Origin of the sequence: Natrialba aegyptia DSM 13077, from assembly GCF_000337535.1 — an archaeon.
In the GTDB taxonomy this organism is placed as follows: Archaea; Halobacteriota; Halobacteria; order Halobacteriales; family Natrialbaceae; genus Natrialba; species Natrialba aegyptia.
Genome location: NZ_AOIP01000056.1, coordinates 22,694 through 45,249, shown reverse-complemented (window position 1 = coordinate 45,249; position 22,556 = coordinate 22,694). Strand labels below are relative to the sequence as shown.

Below are 22,556 nucleotides of genomic sequence, written 5' to 3'. Positions count from 1 at the left end.
AAATCAAGACTCACTAACTTCACCTCATTCATACCATCCTGATCCGCCAGTCTTCCGACCCTCAAGAGCTGTTCTAGTGCTTCCCAGCAGTCCCCGCTGTTCGCGGCTACCTGTTTTGAGATATCTTCGATGACGTCGTCGGAGACCGTTCGGGTTTGAAGGCTTCTATCGCTCGGACCCACACCTGTGTTGTTGGATTCGTTCAGGCAGCCCGACCTTCCCACAGACGAGACACTCCCACAGGGGTGTCGGCGGCAGGTCGTTCCAGGCGTCCAGCGCGGCCTCTAACTGTACTTCCACGATCGGCGAGTCGGTCGTGCGGCGGGCTTCGCGGAGGTGAATGCGAAGCCGTTCACGCGCCGGGAGTGTCGTGTCTTCAGTCATAATGTGACGGGATAACTGGTGGCCCCAGCACCCATCGCCGGGGCCGAGAAACACCACCGGACGCGGTTAGCGAATATCGGGTTGAAGCGGAACGAACTGTTCCCAGAAGCGATGATGCACAGCACAGAGTGTGATTAGATTATCAAGCGCGTTCGCCGCCTCGGCATCATATCGACCGTCCGCATCAACGAACTCACGCCGAGGTCTGATGTGGTGGATATGGAGGTCCTTTCCAAAGCGTGCGTGGTGTTCGCATTGATCGATGTCACACCCGGGCGTCTGGCAGCAGTAGTCATCACGCTCAAGCACTCGCTGACGCTGCCGGTGCCACCGTGTCTCGCTCCACTTCTGTCGCTTCCACGCAACTCGCTCGTCTTGTGATTCAACGTACCCCACACGGCGTTTCGCCTGTCGCCATGACTCGAAACGGTCGTAGTAGGTCGCAACGTGATATTGTCCCTCAGAATTTATCTCCTCGACCGTTGGGGGATGGCCGAGTTCTGAAGCAAGCCGATCGATTTCAGCAAGGAGTTCCGGCTTGGGAATATTCTGTTTGCCAGCCGGTTCAAGCCCAGCTTCGTGCACGGCGTTCGCCCACGACCCAAATCGGTTCGCACACGTTCGTTGCGAGTACGCGCCCTGGTCGTCCATCTCTGGTGCGCTCGGCACCCGTCCGAGTTCGTCAGCTAAGTCTCGAATCGCCTTCAACAATTCCTCGTCCGGAACCCGACGTTCTTGAACTGGATTGTGTCCGATGGAGCGGATAGCATCACACCACGAGCCGAACTCGTTCCGGTACGCCGTTGCCGAATACGCCCCGTCTGCATTCATCTCCTCGCGCGTGGGTGGCCGGCCGAGCTCCTCAGCGAAGCGTCGAAGTTCAGTTTTCAGTACCTCACGTCCAATCGGGGATTGGCCACCGAGGTGACCGCGATAGGATGCGAGCGAGGTGAAGGTCTCACCACACGTCTCGCATTCGTACTCCCCGTACCGATGTGCGGAGGCAACATGGCCGCCGAGGTTGCTGACCGCTTCGAACGTGGCATCACAGTAATCGCATTCGTACATCTCTGTGTCACTCGCCGGTCTGCTTGCGCCGGCACCCATCGCGGCGCCAAATAAACTGATCAGGAGGTCGTGGCTGCGCGCGCAGCGAAGCGAGCACGGAGCGGAGGGTGGGGAGGCGGGGTCAGGGTCGGTCCGGCACGTAGCAAAAAAAAGAGACCCGCGATGACCGGCTATTCCCACCACCGACCGCGCTCAGGGAAATGCAAGGTCGACCACCCAGTGACGGCCAGTGAGACGCGTCCCTCGTACCAGTTCCGAGCCGCGCCGTGAATGCGCACCTGCTCGCCTTCCTCGATCCACGGAGCATTCGATTTCTCCCAGATCGTCATCTTCGTTTTCCCACTTTCGTCCGCAATCAGTCCAACTTGAGCGATGGCTGGTGAGCCACTATCCCAGAGCACCTCAACACGACCCTCAATACTCACCTCTTTGCGATTGACGTCCTCGAGCTTTCCGATGGGAACCACCTGCCCCGGCGCCGTCTGCAACTCCTCGAACACCCCGACGACCGCGCTCATCAGGTCTTTCCCACCGGCGACGGCTTCACCCAGCCGCCGACCAATCGCCGCTCGCGACCAGCCATCCAGCTTCTCCGCCAACCGCATTGACTGCTTGTTCACTGCCGCCAACTGCTCCTGCGTGAGTTCTGCACGAGGATTGTCTCGCTCCGGGTCCGCCCACGGGTTCACGCTCGCCGCCCGTTTCTGGAACTCAACACGTCGCTCAGCGCTCTGCTTCGCCGCGATGTCTCGCGTCCGCTTCTCCCGACCTTCTTGCGTCCCCAGCTCTGCCTGGGCATTGATGCGCTCCAGCTCCGCCTCTCGCGCCCAAATGCGCTCTTCCTGAGCCAGGGTCGCACCGTAGATTTGCTCTTCATCGGTGTTGACCATCCCGTCCGGGTGGTTGGCATCGACTTTCGCCTGCACCACCATCTGCACCGTTGCCTGGAACTTCGGTGTCTCATCGACGATCTCGAAGCCGTCTTCGTTGACCGTTGCTTCGTCCGCTTTTTCGAATGCCTGTTCATCGACCGAAACTACTTCACTGGTAACGTTCTTACTTGACATTGGAATTCTCCAAAATTCCGAAGGCGCTCACGCGCCGACACCGCGATGCTACTACATCGCGGTTTTCCGACGACAACGACCGACAGAACCATCTACGCGCTCTCGCTCGCGCCTTCGTGAGCGCCCCCTGTGGCGCGAGCGAGAGCGCGCCTCGGGGAGGTCATCCAACCAGAACTGCGCGCCGACCCGCCCGGAGCGAGCGGCCAGCGGGATATGCCCGCTCGTGTCCGGCCCGTGAGGGGCGCAACCGACGGGGATACCCGCTGGCGTCGAGACCAGATGCTCGGAACGGACGCTCGCGGTGCGGAGAGCGCCCGCATGCCCGGAATGGTCGGTCGCGAGCGACGCGGAGGGCGGAATGCGACGAGCGGGGCGGGCCGTCGAGAAACACCCGGCCATCCAGTTCCGACGCTCGGTGACCCTCCCCACCTCCTGATGGACTCAGAAAGGGCAAGGCCGTCTCAGTCGTCCCTGACCCCGTAAGCACCGAGTGAAGTGAGGCGTGCAGCGGCCGTCGCGGGATGTCGAGCAGTTGAGGGCTTTCAGAAAGGCTCTCGGATACCGACCACGATTCTACTACTCGTCCGTTGAGTAGGACTCTTCGCCGATTAGGATGTCGACGTTCTCCAGCGTCACAGCAAGTCAAATTCCTTCCATCGTGAACTGTACTTCTACGTCCCAATCCGACGACCTTCTCGTTCATCTCAGCAACGGCATCTACGACATCACTCGTCAGGGAAAACAGTATCCCGCTGGCGAACTCGATGCTTGGGATCTTGCGGCTGACCGAATCCAGCTAGCGACAACCCTCGATCGAAAACCAGCTAGTTGCCAATCCTGAACGACTTCGCATACGGTTGCCTAGAAGAAGGACCCTCACTCGTCTTCGAGCGCTGCGTAGATCTCCGCGTGGCGGCGTCCATCGAGCTCCCCCACCTTGAGGGAGATCTCGCGACGTTCGGCGTCGCTCTCAGTCGCCTGATACCGCTCGTAGAGTTAGTGGACCTCGTCGTCGCTTGATCCTGCTGAAGTAGTGGTAGACGTCATTCTGTCGCAGGGTCCTTAGGAAGAGTATCTGTGGACAGTCACCGGTCGCGCAGTCGATCTTGAGCAGCCGCAAACTGAACAGGATCCGTGTCGCCAGCTGCAGCCATCTCGTTCGCCGACTGGAGTTGGGAGTCGATAAGGCGATTCTGCTGGCGTGACCACTCACTATCGTCGTGTGTCCGAATGTACTCGGCCCAGCGCTTGATCATTGCACGCCGTTGCTCCGTGTTCCGGCGTTGATCATCTTCAAACTCCTGTGAGTTCAGCATAGTAGTCCTTAACTCCAAGCTCTTTGACGTACGTTTCGAGCTGCTCCGTGTTAAATCGTTCCTCGAAGGTCAAGTATAGGTGGAGTGCCTCTTCAAAATCCTTCCCGCTGAGGCTGTCTGCAGCTTGTGCGAGTCGGAGTATATATGCAATTTGGAGTTCGAGCGGGCTGATCCCGATCTGACCCTCGTCGAATGTAACCGTGAGGGGATTCGAGAGGGCCTCGCGCTCAACGTCGTTTGAGACGAACCACGTCTCGAAGTTCGGATACATCTCTCCTTCCTCAGCAATCCGGATTCGGCTGCCTTCGTTCAACACCGAATACATCTCATCGAGCGCCATCCCCCAATACCTGTGATTTGTGATCTCGATACGCTCGTCTTTATCGGCTGCAAGGAGCACGTCGGAAAGCGACATCGAAAGCGGCCGGTGCGGCTCGACCTCGTGCGTGACAGGCGAGCCGCATGCGGGGTAGTCCATAGTCATCTCAAGGGATACTCATCTGTTGAAGATAGCGGAGGAATGTGGCAGTTACACACGGTAGTCGATTAGTACCGGGTACGGAGAGGTGTCTGAGAACGAGAGGCGACAGCCTCGATGTCAGGGCTCTTCGAGCAATGAGCGAGCTCGCTGCACATAACTGTTCGCGCCCCAGCTACGAGCATCACTAATCTCATCGAGGAGCAGCCGCGAATCAGCAGTAGATAGTTGTTCAGTTCGAACGAGAACCGAGAGCAGTGTCGGTGTCGTGACGAGCCGGGTATCAGCGAGTGAGGCATGGATCAAGCCAAGTTGGTTGAACTCGTCACAGAAGAAGAGCGCAGCCTCGAGATTGTTCGCGAGCGTGACCGCCGCGTTTTCACCGTCATCGAGCGGAAACTCGGCATCGAGGTCGACCGACTGTGTCGTGAATGACTCCGCTTGGTCGAGTACGGCGGACGCGGCGTGCCCATGGACATCATCGTACGAGGTAATCTCTTGGAGTTCATCGATGACTGCCGTTGGGACGACGATCTCGTACTGGGAGAGACAGAGTGCGAGTGGATCGGGACCGTCGCCAGTAACGATCCCGAGACTCACGAGGGCGGAGGCGTCTGCGATAAGCCGCGACATCTATGCGTCGGCGACCTCGTCGATGAAGTCCTCGTCCAACTGCTGTTTCAACACTCGGAGGTTTGCCGCTTCCTCGACGCCGACGAGCGCTTTGAGCTGCTCGAAATTGATCTCATCGTCGTAATAGGCGGCGGCGATCTCCTGGGTGAGTGCGTCATCGTGAGCGGCGTCTTGGAGGTACTCCCGAAGCGCGGTCACGAGGATGTCTGTTCGGTCTTCCCCGAGGACTGCGGCCAGTGCGTCAGCGCGGTCGATGAGCCGATCGGGGGCCCGAAATTGCACGCGCTTCTTCTTGGTGCTCATGATGTGTACATTGTGAGCCAACGCACTTAGCCGTTTTCGTGTGTACGATGTGAGCCTCACTCGGCCAATCGTCACTCGTCCACAAGATGTTCGTCGAGGACAAGCGTCAGCACGTCGTGATGGTCGGTTGGCCACGAGGCGTCGTCACTGGGTAGCAAAGCAGTCGTCGATAGCTAAGGAGGCGCTGAGAACCCTTTGACTCACTCGTCTTCGAGTGCTGGTTTGTTCCCGTCGACGAACGGATGCTCCGCAACGAAGAGTCACCTCAAGACGATATGTAGTCGATCAACTGGCTCGCCACATCCTCAGTTCGTTCGTCGACGAGAGAGGTCAGATAGTGATCTACGTCCGCAGCACTGTTGAGGGTCGCGAGCGACCACGGGAGGACGTGACTTCGTTCTCCGAGTGGGTCACCCTCGTAGTCGTCGTCTCGGAGTGTGAGTGCCTCCTCGTGGTAGGTCTTCGTGGAGAGTAGAACTGTGATGAGTTGGGTACCATGGTTCGGGAGTTGAGGCGCTCCCAGCACGAGCATTGGGCGACCTTTCTCCGAGAGCGGGTCGGTCGCCCACACGATGTCGCCGTGTTCCAGTTCTTCGAACGCAGTCACTGTACTTCTTCCATCTCGTCGGTTTGGAGGTCCTCAAGACGCTCCTCACCGTACTGTTCGTCTGCAGTCTCGTAGCGTCGGTGGAGCCGGTAGGCTGACTGGAGCCGTTCCTCGTCATCTGTGATCGCCCAGTACGGACGCTTATGCCGCACGAGACCGCGCTCTTTTAATCGCGAGAGAATCGCACTGACGGCGTCTGTATCCAGCCCGAGTTGCTCGGCGATCGTTGCCGCCTTCCACGCCCTGTCGTTATTCTTGTCGAGGAACAGCACAATCCGCTCGGTATCATTCCGCTCCTCGAATTCATCGGCGTCAGCGTTCTCGAACTCGTCGATATCGATGGTGCCGCTCGACATAGACTAGTGTTGGGACTGTTGGAACATAGTTGTTGGCACATTTGTTACCGTGGATGGGCGTTTCCGTGCCCAGAAATGCGGGAGGCGGTCACTCCGCTAGCATCGCGATGAGATGCTCCTCCAGGTCGCGTCCAGTATGTCGCCAGCCCGCCCGGACTACACCGCTCGCACAGTTGCAACCGGGCCTTCGAGATAGCTAACCTCCACGCGGAACCGCGTGAGTGCTGCGAGCGCGTCGACGACGAGTTCGCACCCGTCGTAGGCGTGGTGGTCGTGCTCGTCGGGGTCTGGCCGCGTCTGGATGGCACAGTCGACACAGATCGGATGGGTGACTCGCTCGTCCTGTCCCCAAGTGTGCGCCTCGCCAGTTCGGTGCCGGGTGGGGCGTCACAGAAGGCACAGCCAACGAGCGTTTGCTGCACTATGTCCGGTGGTTAGTCCCCACGATTGGAGTGCTCAGGGCCGAGCCGAGCATACACAGCTGTGGTGGCGCGAAGTTCAGTGAGCGAGTCGTTGAGCGTCAGTGGGTCGGGGAGTTGTTCATCGATCTCTCTCAGGTCGCGTTCAGCTTTGCGAAGTGCTTTGTGAAGACCATCAGTGGTCACCTTTTCGCCATCGACGGCGTCGCCTTCCGACTGGTATTCTTGATCATCGTACACCAAGTCGGGAGTCGGGTCATCAACACCGAGGGCTTGGTCGGATCCGGACACAGTGTCTGGGTCAAGATCGTCTGCGGTCATCGCTCGAACACCTCGATGGCGAGATGCACATCGACTGGTCCAGCGACTGCCGTTGCATGCCCGAGTTTGCAGAACTCTTGCTTGCTCAGGTGTTCGAATGACTTGGTTTGACTACAACGATCGGTTGCTGCTTCGTCAACGATGTCCTCACCATCGATCGTGAAGTGCTTGCCCCGAGGATCGATCTGCTCGAGCATCAGTATACAGCCTCCGGGGCGGTATCTTGAGCGTCTGTGTGCCGGTGATCGTCTCGAATGTCACCGTAGTCTGAGCAACCGGTGCCGGCGGTCATGCTGAGAGGCACCCCCATAGAGCCTTCAATACCGTAGAAGAGTCTTGCTACTGGTCGAATCGCTCGATGCATCAATCGTGCGGGATGTTTATATCCCGTGAGAATGTACGCAAACATGCTTGCAAACCCTAGGCGGGTTTGGAAGCCACGTCTCGGATGTCTCAGCATCCGGGACACTTTCGTGCCCATTTAATGGCTTCCGTTCTAATTGTTGATCGGTAGCGACTTATATCTACCGCTGATCGGTGAGAAGGCGATCTGTTCTATCACCTTTCGTGGTCAAGCCAGTTCATTTCTGCCCGGTGTTTTCTGATATGTGTAGTGGTGAACTTGTTATAGATATAGAAAATCGGATATGCGTCTTTGAACACGTGACTCCGCCTAATTAGCTGATGACATCCTGTTTCAAAAGCAGAGTTACGCCAGTACTTGGCAACGATGTTACCCGTTTACTGTTCTTGTGAATCGGCAATCAATCCATAGCTGCATATCCCTCTGAAACTATTAGTTTAAATGATATTATAGTGAAATGATGGCGGGAGATAGGCTTTAATCGCTCTCAGATATGTGGAAATCTGGTGGTTCAGACCGTGGTGCTGCTTCCGTAAGGAACCCGATCGAAGGACTTGCTACAAATGCAATGAGGGATGCAAGAAATATGGGTGTAATGCTTGCACCATCAGTTAAGGCGATCGCTATCAGGGCTGATGATAAGGGTGTTCCGGTCACCACAGAATTAAATGCGGCCATCCCCGCGAGCATCGCCAACATCGGTGGCAGACCGGGAACAATTAATGCTGTGGCTTGACCAACAAGAGCGCCCATGAACATATGCGGGATGATTAGCCCTCCAATCCAGTTTCCGTGAATCGTTACTGCTGCGGCAACCATAACTGCACCAAGGGTTAGCAGGAGCGTTGGTACTGAAAAACTGCCCTCTAGTAGAGTATTCATCTTTGTCCCCCCATAGAAATACGAGAGTGGAACAAGCCATCCAAGGATCCCAATAATAGCACCTGCAATCGTTGTGCGAATGTATATTGCAACAGATAAATTTCGAAATGTCTCTCCAATCTTAGAGAACAAACGTGAATACACAAGTCCAAACGGGATGCAGACAAGTCCAATACCAATCGCCCAACTTAATTTTCCAAGTGTAGGGGGCACAAGTGAACTCGTATTCCATGCCGGAAATAGCTCCATCCCACCAATCGTTGCCTCGGTTAAATAACCTGCAAACGATGCAACAAACGTTGGGATAATAGCCTCATAATACTCTAATCCACGCTTATGGGGAAGTTCTAACCATAGAAGTGCGCCACCAATTGGCGCTCCTAAGATGGCCCCAAATCCTGCACCCATGCCCGCTAAAGTTAATAGTTTTGTTGAGTTCTCGAATCCAAATAGCTCTGAAACGTACGTTCCAAATGAGCCACCGACAACTGACATTACCCCCTCTGGTCCAGCATTTTGCCCTGCAACTAAACCGATCAGGCCAACAGGGAGAATGGGTATGTTCTCTTCGAGCTCAACACGACCTTCACTGTGAAATTGCTGGACGAGTGCAGAGAGAGCGCCCGGGTAGAACGTTGAGTAGAGTATTGTACCAATGAGTATACCTGCGCCAATGCTAACTGGAACACGCCAGTATGTCGCAGTCAGTGTCATCCAAAGATGATGCTTGATAAATAGCCAAATGACACGAAATGCGGTTGCTACGAGACCAACACCGACTCCCAAGATAGCGGCAACCATTAGCATATGATGAAACCGCTGCTCTGTCAAGCGAGGGTGTTCCATTATGTGGAGATAGGAATAGGGACAAGGCGTGATTTGCGTTTTCTTCTATACTCTCGGTACCATTGTGATATTATATATAACACTATCTGTCAGATAATTCTAAGGGTATATTATCGTTGAATGGCAAGAACGGGGATCTCTCCGCCTCGAATCACCTGTTCTGTGATACTACCCATGAGAAATCGACCAACACCTGAGCGGCCATGCGTGCTCATTATAATCATATCGACATTGTGCTCGGCGGCATAATCAAGAATAACCCTATCTGGGTCGCCAACCTTCACAGCACCAATTGCTTCGATATCCCGTGAGAGGCCCTCTTCGATGATTTTTTGAGTTGCCTCTGTGCCATCTTCTTGGAGTGTTTCAAGTTTCTCATCACCTTGGCCAACGATTGACGCACTTTCACTTTGCTCAACAACGGCTAACACGTGGACAGCTGCATCGTAGCGCTCACCGAGACTATAGGCGTGTTTGGCCGCATCCATCGCAGCCTCGCTGCCATCAGTTGGGACAAGAAGGGTATCGTACATGGTTTATATTACCATGGGTGGGGACTAATAGACTGCTACAGAGAATTGATTTATTTCAGGGAGGAACTCCGCTGCTCCATTCACCAACATCTTGAAAGATCGCATGAAGACCTGTGAGTAATGCGACGCCGACAACAAGTGCCCCAATTGCTGGTAGAGAGGGGAGGATGCCGAGAGCGACAATTGTTGCTGTAACATAGGCAGTTATGATTTGCGCGGTAAATCGAACGAGAACGATCGCTGTTAACCCGGTAGCTAACGTCATACTCGCAATGACGCGGAATGATTCGATAGATTGAGGGGCAACAGTCATTGGCTCAATCCCTTGAACAAGTAGTAGATAGGCTATCCATCCTGCGATTATTGCGGTGAGGTGACTAATCAGAACATCCTTTGCTGAGATCTCATCGGGTCTTGACCCTAGCGAGAGAAGATATACAGTCGGTCCAAGTGCCAGTAAAATTGCGAAGTAATCAGAAAGAAGCGCAGTCGCCAAAACGGCGACAGTAAGTGTCCCACCATATATGAATTTCCGTGCTTCCGGGACCATAGTTCGTCTCAGAACCCCCTATAGAAACATCTCACGGTATTCTTTGACTGTTCTTGTATATTATCTTACTAATACTCTAATGTGTATCTGTGATCTTTGGTGGATTTCTCTAGATATCAATATCTTATTCCAATAGAGTTGGATATCTGAAACACGATAAAACTGTTCTTGGAATGGGTAGAAGATAAAGATCCCTTACTATGACTGTGATTAGTGTGTTTTGCAGGTGTCGATGTAAACATCATGAAATTCCCCAAACTATATAGGGAAATGGAACACCACTAAAATAGTAAATAATTTTATAGTTTCGGAATGAGTAGTAGAAACTCTATTTGTCTGCTATTGAATAAATTTGAACCAGGATTTATGTGTATTCGTCGATCGTACTGTTACGATGGGGTGCTCATGTACTCAGTCAGAAACTCATCACAGTACAAATAGAAATCCTATAGATATCTTACTTATTGATGACAATGTTGGCGATATTCGCCTCACGAAGGAGGCGCTTAATGAGACTGGAATTGACCATTCACTGAAGACTTTCAGTGATGGAGAAAATGCACTGGATCATCTTTTAGAAGACAATCCACAATCATTTCCTGATCTTATCTTATTAGACTTTCACCTCCCGGGAAAGAACGGAAACGAGATCCTTAAAACAATCCGTGAAGACCACCGACTGCAGCACCTTCCAGTAATTATACTCACAAGTTCTGAAGCAAAGGAAGATATTCTACAGTGTTATGAAGCTGCTGCAAATGCATATCTGACAAAACCAACTAAATATACTGATCTTATATCCATGATGGAAGCAGTTGAGGAGTTCTGGATTAAGCAGGTGCAGCTGCCATCCAATCAATAGCACTCTCACCTCATCTATTCAACCTGTTAAGACTGAACTCATTGTGCATGACAGCCAAGGCTTCTTACAAAGGTGCAGATAGCAGTAGCTACGATGGGGGATTCAGCGCCGGAAAACAGGATGTATGAGCGGATCGATAGTCGCTATGAGCGTTTCCGTCTCAAATTCCTGCTCAATCTGGACCGGTATGTACTGACCGCTGGGCTGGCGCTCGGGCTTTTCAGCGCTATCGTCGGAATGAGTACTCTCGGCGAACTGTCGTTGCGCGAAACAATGGGGCCCAGCGGACTAGTCCGATCGGCCTTTCAGACGATGCTACTCTCAATCACTACCTCAGTAACGCTCGTCGTCACAATCAGTCAGCTTGTTCTTGCGCAGGAACTCGGTCCACTCGGCGATCAGCGCGAGCGGATGGAGGGCGAACAATCGTTCCGCGAAGACGTTGAGGAACTTCTCGGGACGGCCAGTCCTCCGGAACCGAACGCATTCTTGTGCGTACTTATTGAGTTGAGCAACGACAAGGCGGAGCGGCTCGGGGACATTGTTGCGAACAGCGACGACGAACTCCAAGAAGATGTGACGCAGTTCAGTGATAATCTGGTGGCGAACGCAGAGCTTGTAACTGAGCAGCTACGTGATGTGCAATTCGGTAACTTCGCTATTATGCAAGCAGCACTGGATTACAACTATTCATGGCATATTTACGAACTCCGTCGAATTCGGAAGGAGTATGCGGATATCCTCACCGACGAGCAGCGGAAGACGATCAACGAGTTGTATACTGTACTTCAGTTCTTCGCCCCCGCTCGTGAGCATATCAAGTCACTGTACTTTGAAGCAGACCTCGTGAACCTCTCACAGCAGATTCTTTTTATTGGACTTCCCGCTTTGGTTGTTGCAGCCGGAATGGGATTCTTCGCCGACCCTGGGATGTTCCCAGGAATGACGCTTGGGATCGACAATGTGACATGGGTCGTAAGTGGTGCCTTCACAATTACAGCACTGCCGCTTCTGCTACTCGCTGCCTACATCTTTCGGCTCACAACACTTGCCAAGCGAACGCTCTCAATCGGTCCATCTATCCTTCGCCCATCGGAAAATACTGGAGAAACTGTATTAGAGGAATGATCGCTTGAAGCCGGGTAGCTATCTGTCGCATCCTAGTTACCTGCTCAAGTGCTCATCAGAGACGATTCCGCCGCCGCTCGAGTTCATCAACAATCACGACGGGGATCCCATCGCGATTACTGGCTGCCTCAATTTCCCTTGTTAACACCTTGATCTTCGCAGACCCCTCGTACAAGAGCGGTGGTTGCTCCATCCCTGCAACGGCGTTCGCTTCGTCGAGCGATAGCTGAGACTCAGATATCCCCATTTCAGAGTTCGTCTTTGAATACATTCTGTAGCTGGTCAGCCACCGAGACGGGGCGAGATTTCCAGCCGTCTTCATCACCATCACCGCACACTTCGCTTCCGATGAACTCGATCCAGCGTCGAACATCGTCTCCACCGGCTCCATTCGAAGCGAGGACGATGTCTTCTGTATGGAGAACCGGTCCTTGAATCCTGAATACAGGCACGGCTCCAGAATCATCACGATCGGCGCGAGTTCTCGTCACGATGATGCGCTCCTGCTTGCGATCAACGTGATGGTGTCGACCTTTCTGATCCTCACCGAGATACGCGTAGTTCCACGATCGGCGTTCGAGAACGACGTTACTGGCTGAGAGATCTTTGTTGTGAGGGGTGACCTGGTCGGCCATTAGAACTCGGCCTCCTGAACAGCATCATGAGCATCTGCTTGGAGATGTTCGTAGCGGACCTCACAGCTGTCCGAACAGAATCGTCCGCTGTACCCTGCTCGATCTCGGGCAGATGCTGAACAGGTCGGAAGTCGGCATTCAGTCCGGGTCATTATCGATGGGTGCCTCGTCTCAAGAAGTGACGTTTCTCAGCGTCTGTTGGTGTTATTTTACTGTTGGTTGGTTTCATCAATATCTGCGGGTGGTTCATGCAAGCCCCGCACCCCTTCTGGGGGAGATAAACCAAGAGAGAAGCCTGTACAAATCTGATTTCCGTGTTCTCCTGTTCTTGATATCTCGGATCGACGGCTTATCGGGGATACCCTTAAGCGGACAAAGATGGAGAATCCAGCACGAAGACGCGATGACCGACATCATCGATCCACGGCCGCCGCTCCCAGAGTGGATTCTGGACGCCTACGATGTCATTTGTGCCCACGGAACCGATCCTGGGAATCACGAAGGCGCACAGTCGGTTTCTCGGGAGCAGGCACGTGAGATTCTTCTCNGCGCTCGAACCTGGCGATGCGGATCATGCACTTACTCGCCTTCTCGAACGGGGTTACTTCTATGCAGTCGACGACGAACTCCGTGTGACAACACCAGAACACTGAACTGTGGTTTTAATCGCCATACTTCGAACTTATGTGAATTTATAGAGTGTCTTACAATAGATGGTCTATCTAGCAATCTATTCTAGATCAGGTATGTACGATCTTACCGGCTTTCAGCGAGATTTGCTGTACGTAATTGCCGGACAGGATGTCCCACACGGACTCGCAATCAAGGATGAACTCGAAGCCCACTACGAAACGGAAATTAACCACGGACGTCTCTATCCGAACCTCGATACACTCGTCGACAAAGGCCTCGTCGAGAAGGGCCAAAAAGATCGCCGAACAAACGTCTACTCAGCCTCGCGTCGCGGAACTCGTGAAATCGAGACACTGGACCGCTCGTACAACTTCTCGGACGAGCAGATGAACCAACTCTCGGAGTTCGATATCGGGCAGAGGATGATTCTCTACGGTGGCGAAGCCTACTGGCCGATCGAGTTGTGGGGCGCACCCTGTGGCATCGGGCTCGGCGATCGTCACTGGTTGGACCGGTATGGACAGGCATGGGGCCCGTGTTCGCGAGACCGAGTACGACGGGTGGGGCGACAAGCACGGCGACGATGGGTATTGGGTTGATCTGACCGACCGGACCGTCGTCACCGACGACACGAAACCGAACGTCGGAACGTGGTACCTACTCCCCGAGGACTTCGAGGGCGACCTTGAGGCTGACGAGGTTGACCAAGAGGCGATCAATGCGGCCCTCGAGCGGCGGCGCGACTACCCGGTCAAGTCCGACCTCTCGTTGCAGTCGACCGGCTTCGGCGACCGGCAGCGTGAACTCTCACTCCAACAGCAGGACCGGGACACGACGCTCTCAGAGGTCGTCGAACGGCACAACATCCCCGAAGCAATCGCGCCGTGGCTCTCGAAAGAGGCCCCGACCCGTGAGCAACTGGTTGCAACCTGCCGCGCCGTCAACGAACACAACGACCTCTCTCGGCAGACAGAAATCGCTGACCACATCGACTGGACACGGAGTACGTTGGCGACCCATCTCGGCAAAAGCGACAGTCTCGAGAAGTGCATCACCAAATCCGACGGTACCTACGAACTCACCCCCGTCGGGAAGCGAGCGGCTGAAATCAAGTGGAAGGTCGTGATGGAGGAGATGAAATGGGTGATCTCGATGGCAGGAAGTACACCACTCGAGTCGTTCGCTGCGTTTTTCGAAGGGCCGTATCACGAGGAGGTCAAAGCACTTGAAGATACGAACCCCGATGGTCGAACGCTGCGGATCAACTGGGAGGATCTTGATGACTATGACCCGTCGCTTGCAGACGACTTCCTCGAGAGTCCTGAAAGCCTCCGGAAGATCGCCAGCGAGGGGATTCGGAATGTCGATGACGTCGACCTACTCGGAGCAACGATCCGGATTTACAATCTCCCCGAACCCCGCCAGTACCGTGTTGGGAAGTACCGGACCCGGCAACTGGGAAAGTTACTCTCCGTTCGTGGGAAGGTCATCGATAGGGATGGCGTCCAGCCTTATGCCGAACGGGCCGCCTTCGAGTGTCATGTCTGCGGTTCTCTCGTCCGGATACCGCAGAGTTACGGCGATATGCTGAAACCCAGTTCGTGTCCGGAGTGTGACCACGGGAACCCCAGCTTCCGGTTCAACCGGGACCAGTCCGTACTTGTCGATCTACAGAAAATCGTCATCGTGCCCCCGGACAGCAATCTCGAGGAACCGCCTGCGACAATTGCATTTTTGAAAGACGATCTATGCGATATGGTCGGCTCCAGTGACCTCATGACGCTCAACGGAATTTACGAGACGTTCGACGGGCAAAGCGAAGCGACGGTCTCGACGTACATCGAAGCGCTTGATCTCGATATCACGGAACGCACGGAGATCGATACCTACGGTGCGAGCGAGATCCAAGAGTTCGTGATTGAGGAACTGACCGAGCAGATTACGACCGTCGATAGCTTCGCGGTCCAACGGGCAGATATCGTCGACGCAGTTGCAGAGCAGTACAGCGTCCGGCGCGAGGAGGTTGAAAACCAGATCGACGCGCTGATCGAAGCCAACGAAATTGGCGCGGAAGGGTCGAAACTGTTCGACATCTAAGACCCTCATTCACCTGTTGCAGTGTCGTTTCGTGTCTATCACCTTCGTATATGCGACACGAACAATAGCGTCACGACGGCGTACGCGGCGATCTCGCGTTGTTGTGACTCGAGGTTGTCCCCATGTCCCGGGCGCCCAGACAGGTACGCCATACACACTAAAGTCCATCTCGATTAGAACAGGGTTGTCGGACAGACGCCGTGGCGTCCAGGGGCGGCGGTTGCTGAGGGGACCACGAACGACCACACCAAGAGACCCGCGCTCGAGTTCAGATATGCCACCAGATCACGACGAGCCACAGCATCGCGACCAAGCAGCACTCCGTGAGTCGATCGACGGCCTGGCCGACCAGTCCAATGTCGACGCTGACGATCTGTTGATCCAGGGACGGTGTCGCGACCCGATGTATAGGGGACATCGTCAACCACACGAAAGCGAGTGGTTCGCTCGCCTGTGGAACGACGACGTCGACCAATGCGAGAGAACCGTATCCACGTTCGGGGGTCCACTACTACGTCTACATATCGGATATGGCCGTTGAGCCGTTGATAGATTGCTATGGGGTGACTTGACAACTTTAACGAGAAGTATACTGAGGCAGCAGACGTGTTCGACGCTTGTACAGGAAAAATCTTAATGAGAAGCGAGAGCTGATTTTTCAACTATTACATCTTCAAGGACGAGTGCATCTAGCCCCATAGAGAAGAACGCAGAGATAGCGTCAGCTGGTGTGTTGACGATAGGCTCTCCATTGTCATTGAATGATGTATTTAATAATACAGGGATGTCAGTGATATCTTCGAAATAATCAATCACTTGATGGTATTGTGGATTGTGGTCGCGCGTTACAAGCTGCGGTCGGGTTGTGTAATCTCCTGGGTGAACCACAGCTGGAATTTCCGCTATCTTCTCTGGCTCTACATCGAAAGTCTGCACCATATATGGGGCTACAACCGGGTCGCAAAGGTACTCATCAGCGGCTTCAGCGAGTATTGATGGTGCAAAAGGACGCCAGTCTTCACGATGTTTTACGTATTTATTCACGGACTTGCGTGACGACACTGTTCGAGGGTCAGCGAGGATGCTCCGGTTGCCGAGTGCACGCGGTCCGAATTCGAGACGACCAGTGAATCGACCAACAAGTGAACCATTAGCGAGAAGTTCGGCCGTTGCATGTTCAACATCGGACGGGCAGCGATAAGGAATCTTATTCTGGGAAAGATACTCCTGTATTGTGTTAGGGTCATAAGATGGCCCAAGGTAGAGTGGGCCCATTTTTTCGACCTGTCTAGGATCGAACTTAGAGAGACTCGCCCCAATAGCTATACCGGCGTCGCCAGCAATCGGTTGGATGAATATATTTTCAACAAAATCATTATTTCTAAGTCTCTTATTGAGTTTGCAATTAAGAGCTATTCCGCCAGCAAACGCTAAATTGTCACATGAAGACTTATTTATATACTCTTCAACAATAGCTTCCGTGCAGTCTTCGAGGATACGCTGAGTTTCATACGCAAGGTCTTTCTCCCACTGCGTGAACTGTTCCGGTGTCTCTTTTGCACCTCTGTCAAAGAGTTTCTCCAGCCGTTCAACTCCTGTATCAAGGCGTAGACCATCGGTGATCGCCGTCATATCGTAGTCAACACCGACATCTACAACGCTTCGTAGAGTTTTCGCTATCTGGTCGTTTTTCTCGCCGTACGCGGCTAATCCCATCACTTTCCCTTCACCGTTCAATGCCTGATACCCGAGAAACTCCGTAACAATACTGTAAAAAAATCCCAAGCTGTTTGGGAACGGGTATGTTCGAATACGATTGAGTCCATTGGGACTACCCCTCCAAACAACAGTAGAATCATACTCCCCAGCGAAATCCATTGTAAGAACAATCGCATTGTTGAACCCAGATGGGTAGAACGCACTTGTGGCATGGCTTTGATGGTGAGAGAGAAATTCAATGGGCGGAACGGAGTCAGAGAGTTCTGACAAATGGCGTTGAATGCAACGTCGCGTACCAACCGCCTGTTCAATGTAGTGGTCTGTAATAGACCGGAAGAGTCCAAGTCGCTCACGGGTACCCTCAACGCCTGTCATAATATGGCGAAGGCGATTCATGAACCGTGTTGACTCCAGTTTTGGGTGATAACCAACAATAATTCTATCAATATCTGATAATGTGGTGTTCTGATGCATGAGAGCTGTCTGGATCGTCTGGTTTGGGAATGTGCCATTGCCGTGCTTATCTCGAACAACGCGACCCTGTTCAACTGCAAAAGAAAGCTTCCCATCCACGGCTAAGCAGACACTTTGATTTACTCCCCAAAACCGAGTAATACCAATCTTGAAACCAAGAGTTCGAGTTGACATTAATAAGAATTAGAGCTGGTTCACACGTCCATCAGGTTGTCAGGGGAAAGACTATCGTTCAGTGTACGGGCGCGCTCGTTATACGCTTCCCACCCGGTGAAGTGCATTTGAGAGTCATCATCGGGATCGTATAATGGGAGTTTCCGATACTGTTGCGGGTCACTAGGTTCACCCCGAAGCAAGAACGCGCCTTTCTGCCCTTCTTGACCGGGTCGGAGCATATTAACACTTGTAGAAGTATAGCGGATCGCATACGCGCGCCGCCATCGGTCTGTAGTGTTTCGATACGATGCATGAAGGATAGAAGGTCGATGGATGGAGATATCCCCTGGTTTGAGTTCAATGTCAACAGCGTCACTTTCGTCGTATCCTGCTTCTTCAAGATTTACTTCCTCATCGTCATCCTTGTCACCGTCAGAGACAACTCCTGAGATGTCGTGTTCGAGATATCCTTCCTTGTGACTTCCAGGGATAAACTTCATGCAACCGTTCTCAGGCGTTGTTCGATCGAAAGCGGCCCAGACCGAGATCACTTGAAGCGGATTGATGAATTGGGTCCAGTAAGCCCCGTCCTGATGCCAAAGTGTTCGATTATCACTCTGTGGCTTCTTAATGAAGTAGGTTGACTGGAGATGAACAATATCGTCAAGAATTGCTCCGACAAGCTCAAGGATTCGTTCGTCGCTGACTAGATCTGCTAGGAACGGGTGTCGAACTGCCTGAGCATCTCCTATTGAATTCGGGTTTTCAAGATCAACCTCGTGATTATGCTTTCGAATACGTTCTGCCAGTTGTCGGCCCTCTTCAACAGTTTGTTTGTCCAATACATCTCGAACAATGACGAATCCATCCCGCTTGAACTTTTTTCTTACTCGTTGGGTAGTATCCATTGTATCTATACCAGTTATTTCCTATACAAATATCTTTTGCACTGTCTTGATACATTAGACTAATTACAAACGGAGAAAAATCGTGAGTGTGTCCACAGACTTGATCAAATTGCTACGCAGCCGGTTCGAACTCTTCGGTGATCGGGACTTACGGGCCCTTGCTATCTCAGGACTCGTAACTCGATTCGGATACAGCCTAACCTATATTGGGATAACAACAATCTTTGTCTTTGATACGGAGATTAACGTCTTGCAGATCGGTCTACTCGGACTCTTGTTAGTAATTCCCAATGTAGTTGTTAGTCCAGTCATTGGGGTTATTCTTGACCGTGTCAGTCGTCGCAAGACGCTCATTGCGATTGAACTCCTCGGCGGGTTAACGGTACTCCTCCCGCTCGTTTCTATGTCGCTCCAGACTGCTTACCTTGTAATGTTCCTTATCGGAACCTATACCGCTATCGTCATTCCAGCCCAACGGTCACTAATAACTAGTATTGTCAATGACGACGATCTTTCGAACGCAAATGGCTTCGTTTCATCAGCTGAATCGACAGCTGAATTGGTCGGCCCGGCTATTGCGGGCGCTTTAGTCGTGATCATCGACCCCCGCCTGCTTCTCGTGGCCGACTCTGTCTCATATTTTATTTCGGCAGTTCTCCTCTACCGAATGAATTCGTATCCGTCACCATCAGAAGGGAGTGATAGTTCACCGATTTCAGAGTTCCTTGACGGCTGTCGACATGTCTCTTCATCATCTGCTCTGATTGGATTTATCGGTGTTGGCGTTATCGTCTACGGAACCCTCGGAACTCTTGATATTTTGCTTCCATTCTACGTACGGGACGTTCTCAGCGGAGATGCAACTGGATTGGGTATCCTCGCATCGGTCATTGCGGCAGGAACAACAACAGGAGGACTACTCGTAAGTTGGCTCTCTGGTGAAGACGAAAGACTCGGTTACGCGATCGGCCTTCTTCTGAACGCTGGTGCAATCTCCCTCTTAATTATGGTTCCGTCACTACTCATAGCAGGGATGTCGTTACTTATTGCGGGTGTCGGATCAATGATGACCATCACGTATCTCCAGACGCTGATTCAACAAACGGCCGCATCTGAGTACATGTCACGGGTACTTGGTACATATGAGAGTACCATTCGGATTGGCCAGATCATCGGCGTGGCGATTGCGAGCATGACTATTGTCGCCACCAATGTGATTATCGTGTTTGGCGCTATGGCAGCTATCTTGGTGGTTATTGGTGGGAGTACAATTCTTCTAATACGCTTCTCAAAACCTCATACTAATAGATCACCAGTACAATAATACATTTAAGTAATGTCTTTTATAGGAATGGCTGGAATACAATACAAATTAAATCCAAATAGGTTTCTTGTGGTTCGAAATCGACGAATATGATGACAAGGGAGTAAATCTTGAAGAAGCAGAGTACTAGGAAAATGATGCCGTCGATATCGAACTTGAACTAGGAGATGTTTCGATCCATCTTCAGCGGTACTACATGCAGATACGCAAACACCTCCGACGCCGATTGACGGACATACGCTGTTCGCTACACCGACACACGGACTAAGATGATCAACTTTGAGTCTCGACGCGGCGAGGTATTCCTACTAGAAGGCGAACCGGCTGAGAACCAGAAATATCAGACACTTCCGCTGTACGATCCCGATGACGACTCTTAAATGTACTTCACTGAGTGGGAAGCGTATAACGAGCGCGCCCTCATATTGAACGATACCCTCGCTCCAGAGAACATAATAGATATGACGTACCGTAGAGTTAGAGGAAGGGATCCATCGGTGCCTGTTCGTTGTTGTTCTTCCGAACTTCACGAACACTGTTTAGGTCGGGTGAACGCGCCCTGACTACCGTTCGATTGGAACTATCCCAGAGGGGAGTGATTAAGATGGATGCGTCCCCAACGACGGTTGAAACAAGTTTTTCAACGCTATCTGTGTGGAGGGGTTCGGGTGGATCAGCGATGTCAGTACGAATCCGAGAGATCAGATGCTTAGATCGATCCTGAGAAAGCGGAGAAGCGATCGACTTGAGTCGCTTTGCTTTCTCCTGGTCCTCTTGGAAGATAAGTTCAGTCATACCACGGATATAGTTCTCTGCAAGCATACATGCCTCTTCAACTGCATGTCGCCGGGCTGCAGTCATTGAGAAGTCGACAGCCGTTCCGCACACCCACAGATCCTCTGACTCGCTTTTAACGACCGCGAGACAAAACGGAATGCGATCAGTAGCTGGCCGATAGCATTCTACACGATAATCAGGAGCAACGGTTGGGGATGTTGTCTCTATAAGCGGATAGTCGCTCCACCAGACCTGGGTAAAGAGGTGGCGTTCAACGAGTTCACAGATAGCGTGTCGGACCGCGTCGTCAAGGGTAGCGTGGTGGGCCAGCCCATTAGCGTTGTTGTCGATATCGAGTTGCTGCGGCGCATTATTTGATATCAGTACATCATCGGGATTTGCCGAAGCCACTGGTTTACCACTTGGCCACAAAAATGTCTCAAACTCTTGGCGGCCAAGTTTTCCTACCTGAAAATCGTAAGTTGCCACTAGTCGTTCCAATACTTCGTACCGAGAAACACAACGCGCGCGTTCGGTTGATTCAGCCACGGAGAACCCAGGGATGTGGTTAGACTCACCGTGTGGATCAGTATACTCTACGAGTGAACGCGCTACAACGCTATCTTCAAGGAGTGACAAATTACGGACTTCGGTTCGAAGTGGGACATCCCACTCACCGACTTTAGTTCGTACGAGCTCACTCACGCAAGACCTCTTCGAACTCCTCGCAAATCTGCTCTCCTCGGGGAGTCAGATTTCCGTGGTTGACTACGTCCTTATAGCCGTGTTTCCACTCAGTCTCGGTTCGATCTCGGTATTCTTCAAACACCTCGATACCAGTTTCTTCGTAGAGTCGTCTGAAGACTCGGGAGATGCGAGTCAACACAAAGGTAGCATGGTAAATACCAGACATAGGACGCGGATCTGGCCGGATTGGTGCATCGAATCGCTTTTCAGGTGGATTTAAGACCATCTCATCGTGGATTTCAAGTGCAGTTGCATGGTGGTGTGACGCCTCGTGGACAATGTGTTCGATAAAGTACGCCACCCGTTCATCACGATCGAAGTCGTCTTCAGGACGTTGTAGATAGATATTCCCGTAGAAGTTCGCGCTACTTGCACCAATCAAGTTCTCCCCAGTAAACAGTTTTACCGAGTCAACGTACTCCTCAATTTCCTCATGGATTATTGGATCAACGTCTTTGATGAGGCTGAGAGCACGGTCAATATCAGACCGGTACATGTCGAGCCGGTCATCGCCGATAGGGAACGCTACCGATAGACCTGGTGGACTGTTCCGCGCGCCAGATAGTGCATAGTCTTCCCACCAATCAGTGTGCGCGCTCTCGATAGAGACGCTCTTCTCCTGTCGGTAGATTTCATCCTCAGAAAGACCAAGGAATCGACCTACCTCATGGAGAACGGTTCCGGTATTATTCTGGTTCATCGCACCGACCAATTGGGAGTGATGAACGTACAGTCCTGGTGCAAACGAGCGGGAAAGATCAAGGTTCTCAGCTCGTTCACGCGCAGAATCAAGCGAGATTTCGTAACCTGCGTTAGTCAATTCAGACTCAATATTTTCTAATAACTTGACGTAATATGTCTTAATATTCTCGCGGAGAAATCGATGGATTTCCTTGGCATTCCCCTCACGAGGCTCTACATGGAACAATTCGTCTATCTGGGATTGGGATTTAGACATTATTTCGTTGG

General features: G+C 52.5%; 23 protein-coding genes and 3 pseudogenes. 6 read left to right on the top strand and 20 right to left on the bottom strand.

From position 1 onward, the window contains the following. Positions 1 to 165: 165 nt before the first annotated feature. The 14 genes and pseudogenes from C480_RS19575 to C480_RS23290 all read right to left on the bottom strand — a co-directional run bounded on the left by C480_RS19575 (position 166) and on the right by C480_RS23290 (position 10,127). Positions 166 to 384 (bottom strand): hypothetical protein, encoded by a 219-nt coding sequence (locus C480_RS19575; protein WP_006667387.1) that lies wholly within the window; start codon positions 382 to 384, stop codon positions 166 to 168. A gap of 66 nt (positions 385 to 450) precedes the next feature. Next, on the bottom strand, positions 451 to 1,452 hold the full coding sequence (locus C480_RS19570) for a homing endonuclease associated repeat-containing protein (RefSeq protein WP_006667386.1): 1,002 nt from the start codon (positions 1,450 to 1,452) through the stop codon (positions 451 to 453). Between the two features lie 170 nt (positions 1,453 to 1,622). Next, entirely contained in the window at positions 1,623 to 2,519 is an 897-nt protein-coding gene (locus C480_RS19565; RefSeq protein WP_006667385.1) for a hypothetical protein, read from the bottom strand. Between the two features lie 1,293 nt (positions 2,520 to 3,812). Continuing rightward, a complete protein-coding gene (locus C480_RS19555) occupies positions 3,813 to 4,319 on the bottom strand; it encodes a hypothetical protein (protein ID WP_006667382.1) in 507 nt (168 codons plus the stop codon). A 114-nt stretch (positions 4,320 to 4,433) separates the two neighbouring features. Further along, positions 4,434 to 4,946, bottom strand: coding sequence for a PIN domain-containing protein (locus tag C480_RS19550; RefSeq protein WP_006667381.1), 513 nt, complete (start codon positions 4,944 to 4,946; stop codon positions 4,434 to 4,436). Further along, the gene (locus tag C480_RS19545) at positions 4,947 to 5,249 is read right to left on the bottom strand and encodes a hypothetical protein (protein ID WP_006667380.1); all 303 of its coding nucleotides are present in this window, start codon (positions 5,247 to 5,249) and stop codon (positions 4,947 to 4,949) included. It abuts the gene before it with no gap. A 265-nt stretch (positions 5,250 to 5,514) separates the two neighbouring features. Then, the gene (locus tag C480_RS19540; protein WP_006667379.1) at positions 5,515 to 5,856 is read right to left on the bottom strand and encodes a type II toxin-antitoxin system PemK/MazF family toxin; all 342 of its coding nucleotides are present in this window, start codon (positions 5,854 to 5,856) and stop codon (positions 5,515 to 5,517) included. Then, positions 5,853 to 6,212 carry a MarR family transcriptional regulator gene (locus C480_RS19535; RefSeq protein WP_006667378.1) on the bottom strand — a complete coding sequence of 120 codons (360 nt, stop codon included), beginning with the start codon at positions 6,210 to 6,212 and terminating at the stop codon, positions 5,853 to 5,855. The genes C480_RS19540 and C480_RS19535 overlap by 4 nt, the downstream gene beginning before the upstream one ends. An 88-nt stretch (positions 6,213 to 6,300) precedes the next feature. Then, positions 6,301 to 6,634, bottom strand: a pseudogene (locus tag C480_RS24370) (DUF7558 family protein). 12 nt (positions 6,635 to 6,646) lie between these two features. Next, on the bottom strand, positions 6,647 to 6,952 hold the full coding sequence (locus C480_RS19530; RefSeq protein ID WP_006667377.1) for a hypothetical protein: 306 nt from the start codon (positions 6,950 to 6,952) through the stop codon (positions 6,647 to 6,649). Next, positions 6,949 to 7,149, bottom strand: a complete 201-nt coding sequence (locus C480_RS19525) for a hypothetical protein (protein WP_006667376.1) — start codon at positions 7,147 to 7,149, stop codon at positions 6,949 to 6,951. Before C480_RS19525 ends, C480_RS19530 begins: the two co-directional genes overlap by 4 nt. Positions 7,150 to 7,793: 644 nt before the next feature. Further along, positions 7,794 to 8,912 carry a chloride channel protein gene (locus C480_RS22605; protein WP_161607032.1) on the bottom strand — a complete coding sequence of 373 codons (1,119 nt, stop codon included), beginning with the start codon at positions 8,910 to 8,912 and terminating at the stop codon, positions 7,794 to 7,796. 242 nt (positions 8,913 to 9,154) lie between these two features. Further along, positions 9,155 to 9,577, bottom strand: a complete 423-nt coding sequence (locus tag C480_RS19520) for a universal stress protein (protein ID WP_006667375.1) — start codon at positions 9,575 to 9,577, stop codon at positions 9,155 to 9,157. Between the two features lie 55 nt (positions 9,578 to 9,632). Then, complete coding sequence (locus C480_RS23290) at positions 9,633 to 10,127, bottom strand: hypothetical protein (protein ID WP_152424114.1); 495 nt, start codon at positions 10,125 to 10,127, stop codon at positions 9,633 to 9,635. Positions 10,128 to 10,521: 394 nt separating this feature from the next. Here C480_RS23290 and C480_RS22600 point away from each other — a divergent pair, with 394 nt between their 5' ends. Together C480_RS22600 and C480_RS19515 are read left to right on the top strand one after the other, a co-directional pair. Then, entirely contained in the window at positions 10,522 to 10,989 is a 468-nt protein-coding gene (locus C480_RS22600) for a response regulator (protein WP_006667374.1), read from the top strand. 93 nt (positions 10,990 to 11,082) lie between these two features. Beyond that, positions 11,083 to 12,117 carry a hypothetical protein gene (locus C480_RS19515; protein ID WP_193787817.1) on the top strand — a complete coding sequence of 345 codons (1,035 nt, stop codon included), beginning with the start codon at positions 11,083 to 11,085 and terminating at the stop codon, positions 12,115 to 12,117. Positions 12,118 to 12,172: 55 nt separating this feature from the next. On the opposite strand, the gene C480_RS24025 is transcribed toward C480_RS19515, so the two are convergent. After that, on the bottom strand, positions 12,173 to 12,583 hold the full coding sequence (locus C480_RS24025) for a hypothetical protein (RefSeq protein WP_161607031.1): 411 nt from the start codon (positions 12,581 to 12,583) through the stop codon (positions 12,173 to 12,175). Positions 12,584 to 13,155: 572 nt separating this feature from the next. On the opposite strand from C480_RS24025, the pseudogene C480_RS24365 reads away from it, so the two are divergent. From C480_RS24365 to C480_RS24360, 3 genes and pseudogenes are all read left to right on the top strand, one after another. Further along, positions 13,156 to 13,405 (top strand): annotated as a pseudogene (locus C480_RS24365) (hypothetical protein). A 93-nt stretch (positions 13,406 to 13,498) separates the two neighbouring features. Beyond that, positions 13,499 to 13,735: pseudogene (locus C480_RS24020) on the top strand (PadR family transcriptional regulator); the annotation flags it as partial. A gap of 166 nt (positions 13,736 to 13,901) precedes the next feature. Beyond that, complete coding sequence (locus C480_RS24360; protein WP_006667369.1) at positions 13,902 to 15,482, top strand: minichromosome maintenance protein MCM; 1,581 nt, start codon at positions 13,902 to 13,904, stop codon at positions 15,480 to 15,482. A 268-nt stretch (positions 15,483 to 15,750) separates the two neighbouring features. On the opposite strand, the gene C480_RS23560 is transcribed toward C480_RS24360, so the two are convergent. The 3 genes from C480_RS23560 to C480_RS22575 all read right to left on the bottom strand — a co-directional run bounded on the left by C480_RS23560 (position 15,751) and on the right by C480_RS22575 (position 18,739). Further along, positions 15,751 to 15,900: a hypothetical protein gene (locus C480_RS23560; RefSeq protein WP_161607030.1), complete on the bottom strand. Its 150-nt coding sequence runs from the start codon at positions 15,898 to 15,900 to the stop codon at positions 15,751 to 15,753. A 215-nt stretch (positions 15,901 to 16,115) separates the two neighbouring features. Next, the gene (locus C480_RS22580) at positions 16,116 to 17,849 is read right to left on the bottom strand and encodes a carbamoyltransferase family protein (protein ID WP_083873432.1); all 1,734 of its coding nucleotides are present in this window, start codon (positions 17,847 to 17,849) and stop codon (positions 16,116 to 16,118) included. A gap of 20 nt (positions 17,850 to 17,869) precedes the next feature. Further along, positions 17,870 to 18,739 carry a phytanoyl-CoA dioxygenase family protein gene (locus C480_RS22575; protein WP_083873431.1) on the bottom strand — a complete coding sequence of 290 codons (870 nt, stop codon included), beginning with the start codon at positions 18,737 to 18,739 and terminating at the stop codon, positions 17,870 to 17,872. Positions 18,740 to 18,821: 82 nt separating this feature from the next. Between C480_RS22575 and C480_RS19480 the strand changes: the two genes are divergently transcribed. Continuing rightward, a complete protein-coding gene (locus tag C480_RS19480; RefSeq protein ID WP_161607028.1) occupies positions 18,822 to 20,063 on the top strand; it encodes an MFS transporter in 1,242 nt (413 codons plus the stop codon). Positions 20,064 to 20,540: 477 nt separating this feature from the next. On the opposite strand, the gene C480_RS22570 is transcribed toward C480_RS19480, so the two are convergent. After that, positions 20,541 to 21,329 (bottom strand): YcaO-like family protein, encoded by a 789-nt coding sequence (locus C480_RS22570; protein WP_161607027.1) that lies wholly within the window; start codon positions 21,327 to 21,329, stop codon positions 20,541 to 20,543. A 208-nt stretch (positions 21,330 to 21,537) separates the two neighbouring features. Continuing rightward, on the bottom strand, positions 21,538 to 22,545 hold the full coding sequence (locus C480_RS19475) for an HEXXH motif domain-containing protein (protein WP_006667363.1): 1,008 nt from the start codon (positions 22,543 to 22,545) through the stop codon (positions 21,538 to 21,540). Positions 22,546 to 22,556 lie beyond the last annotated feature (11 nt).

What these genes read in the sequence shown, in the direction of transcription:
- C480_RS22575 (WP_083873431.1), bottom strand. Translation starts at nt 18,739, where the DNA reads ATGGATACTACCCAACGAGTAAGAAAAAAGTTCAAGCGGGATGGATTC.
- C480_RS19535 (WP_006667378.1), bottom strand. Translation starts at nt 6,212, where the DNA reads ATGTCGAGCGGCACCATCGATATCGACGAGTTCGAGAACGCTGACGCC.
- C480_RS22605 (WP_161607032.1), bottom strand. Translation starts at nt 8,912, where the DNA reads ATGACACTGACTGCGACATACTGGCGTGTTCCAGTTAGCATTGGCGCA.
- C480_RS24360 (WP_006667369.1), top strand. Translation starts at nt 13,902, where the DNA reads ATGGACAGGCATGGGGCCCGTGTTCGCGAGACCGAGTACGACGGGTGG.
- C480_RS19530 (WP_006667377.1), bottom strand. Translation starts at nt 6,952, where the DNA reads ATGACCGCAGACGATCTTGACCCAGACACTGTGTCCGGATCCGACCAA.
- C480_RS22580 (WP_083873432.1), bottom strand. Translation starts at nt 17,849, where the DNA reads ATGTCAACTCGAACTCTTGGTTTCAAGATTGGTATTACTCGGTTTTGG.
- C480_RS22600 (WP_006667374.1), top strand. Translation starts at nt 10,522, where the DNA reads ATGGGGTGCTCATGTACTCAGTCAGAAACTCATCACAGTACAAATAGA.
- C480_RS19575 (WP_006667387.1), bottom strand. Translation starts at nt 384, where the DNA reads ATGACTGAAGACACGACACTCCCGGCGCGTGAACGGCTTCGCATTCAC.
- C480_RS19550 (WP_006667381.1), bottom strand. Translation starts at nt 4,946, where the DNA reads ATGTCGCGGCTTATCGCAGACGCCTCCGCCCTCGTGAGTCTCGGGATC.
- C480_RS19475 (WP_006667363.1), bottom strand. Translation starts at nt 22,545, where the DNA reads ATGTCTAAATCCCAATCCCAGATAGACGAATTGTTCCATGTAGAGCCT.
- C480_RS19525 (WP_006667376.1), bottom strand. Translation starts at nt 7,149, where the DNA reads ATGCTCGAGCAGATCGATCCTCGGGGCAAGCACTTCACGATCGATGGT.
- C480_RS23560 (WP_161607030.1), bottom strand. Translation starts at nt 15,900, where the DNA reads ATGTCCCCTATACATCGGGTCGCGACACCGTCCCTGGATCAACAGATC.
- C480_RS19565 (WP_006667385.1), bottom strand. Translation starts at nt 2,519, where the DNA reads ATGTCAAGTAAGAACGTTACCAGTGAAGTAGTTTCGGTCGATGAACAG.
- C480_RS24025 (WP_161607031.1), bottom strand. Translation starts at nt 12,583, where the DNA reads ATGATTCTGGAGCCGTGCCTGTATTCAGGATTCAAGGACCGGTTCTCC.
- C480_RS19515 (WP_193787817.1), top strand. Translation starts at nt 11,083, where the DNA reads ATGGGGGATTCAGCGCCGGAAAACAGGATGTATGAGCGGATCGATAGT.
- C480_RS19570 (WP_006667386.1), bottom strand. Translation starts at nt 1,452, where the DNA reads ATGTACGAATGCGATTACTGTGATGCCACGTTCGAAGCGGTCAGCAAC.
- C480_RS19520 (WP_006667375.1), bottom strand. Translation starts at nt 9,577, where the DNA reads ATGTACGATACCCTTCTTGTCCCAACTGATGGCAGCGAGGCTGCGATG.
- C480_RS19545 (WP_006667380.1), bottom strand. Translation starts at nt 5,249, where the DNA reads ATGAGCACCAAGAAGAAGCGCGTGCAATTTCGGGCCCCCGATCGGCTC.
- C480_RS23290 (WP_152424114.1), bottom strand. Translation starts at nt 10,127, where the DNA reads ATGGTCCCGGAAGCACGGAAATTCATATATGGTGGGACACTTACTGTC.
- C480_RS19555 (WP_006667382.1), bottom strand. Translation starts at nt 4,319, where the DNA reads ATGACTATGGACTACCCCGCATGCGGCTCGCCTGTCACGCACGAGGTC.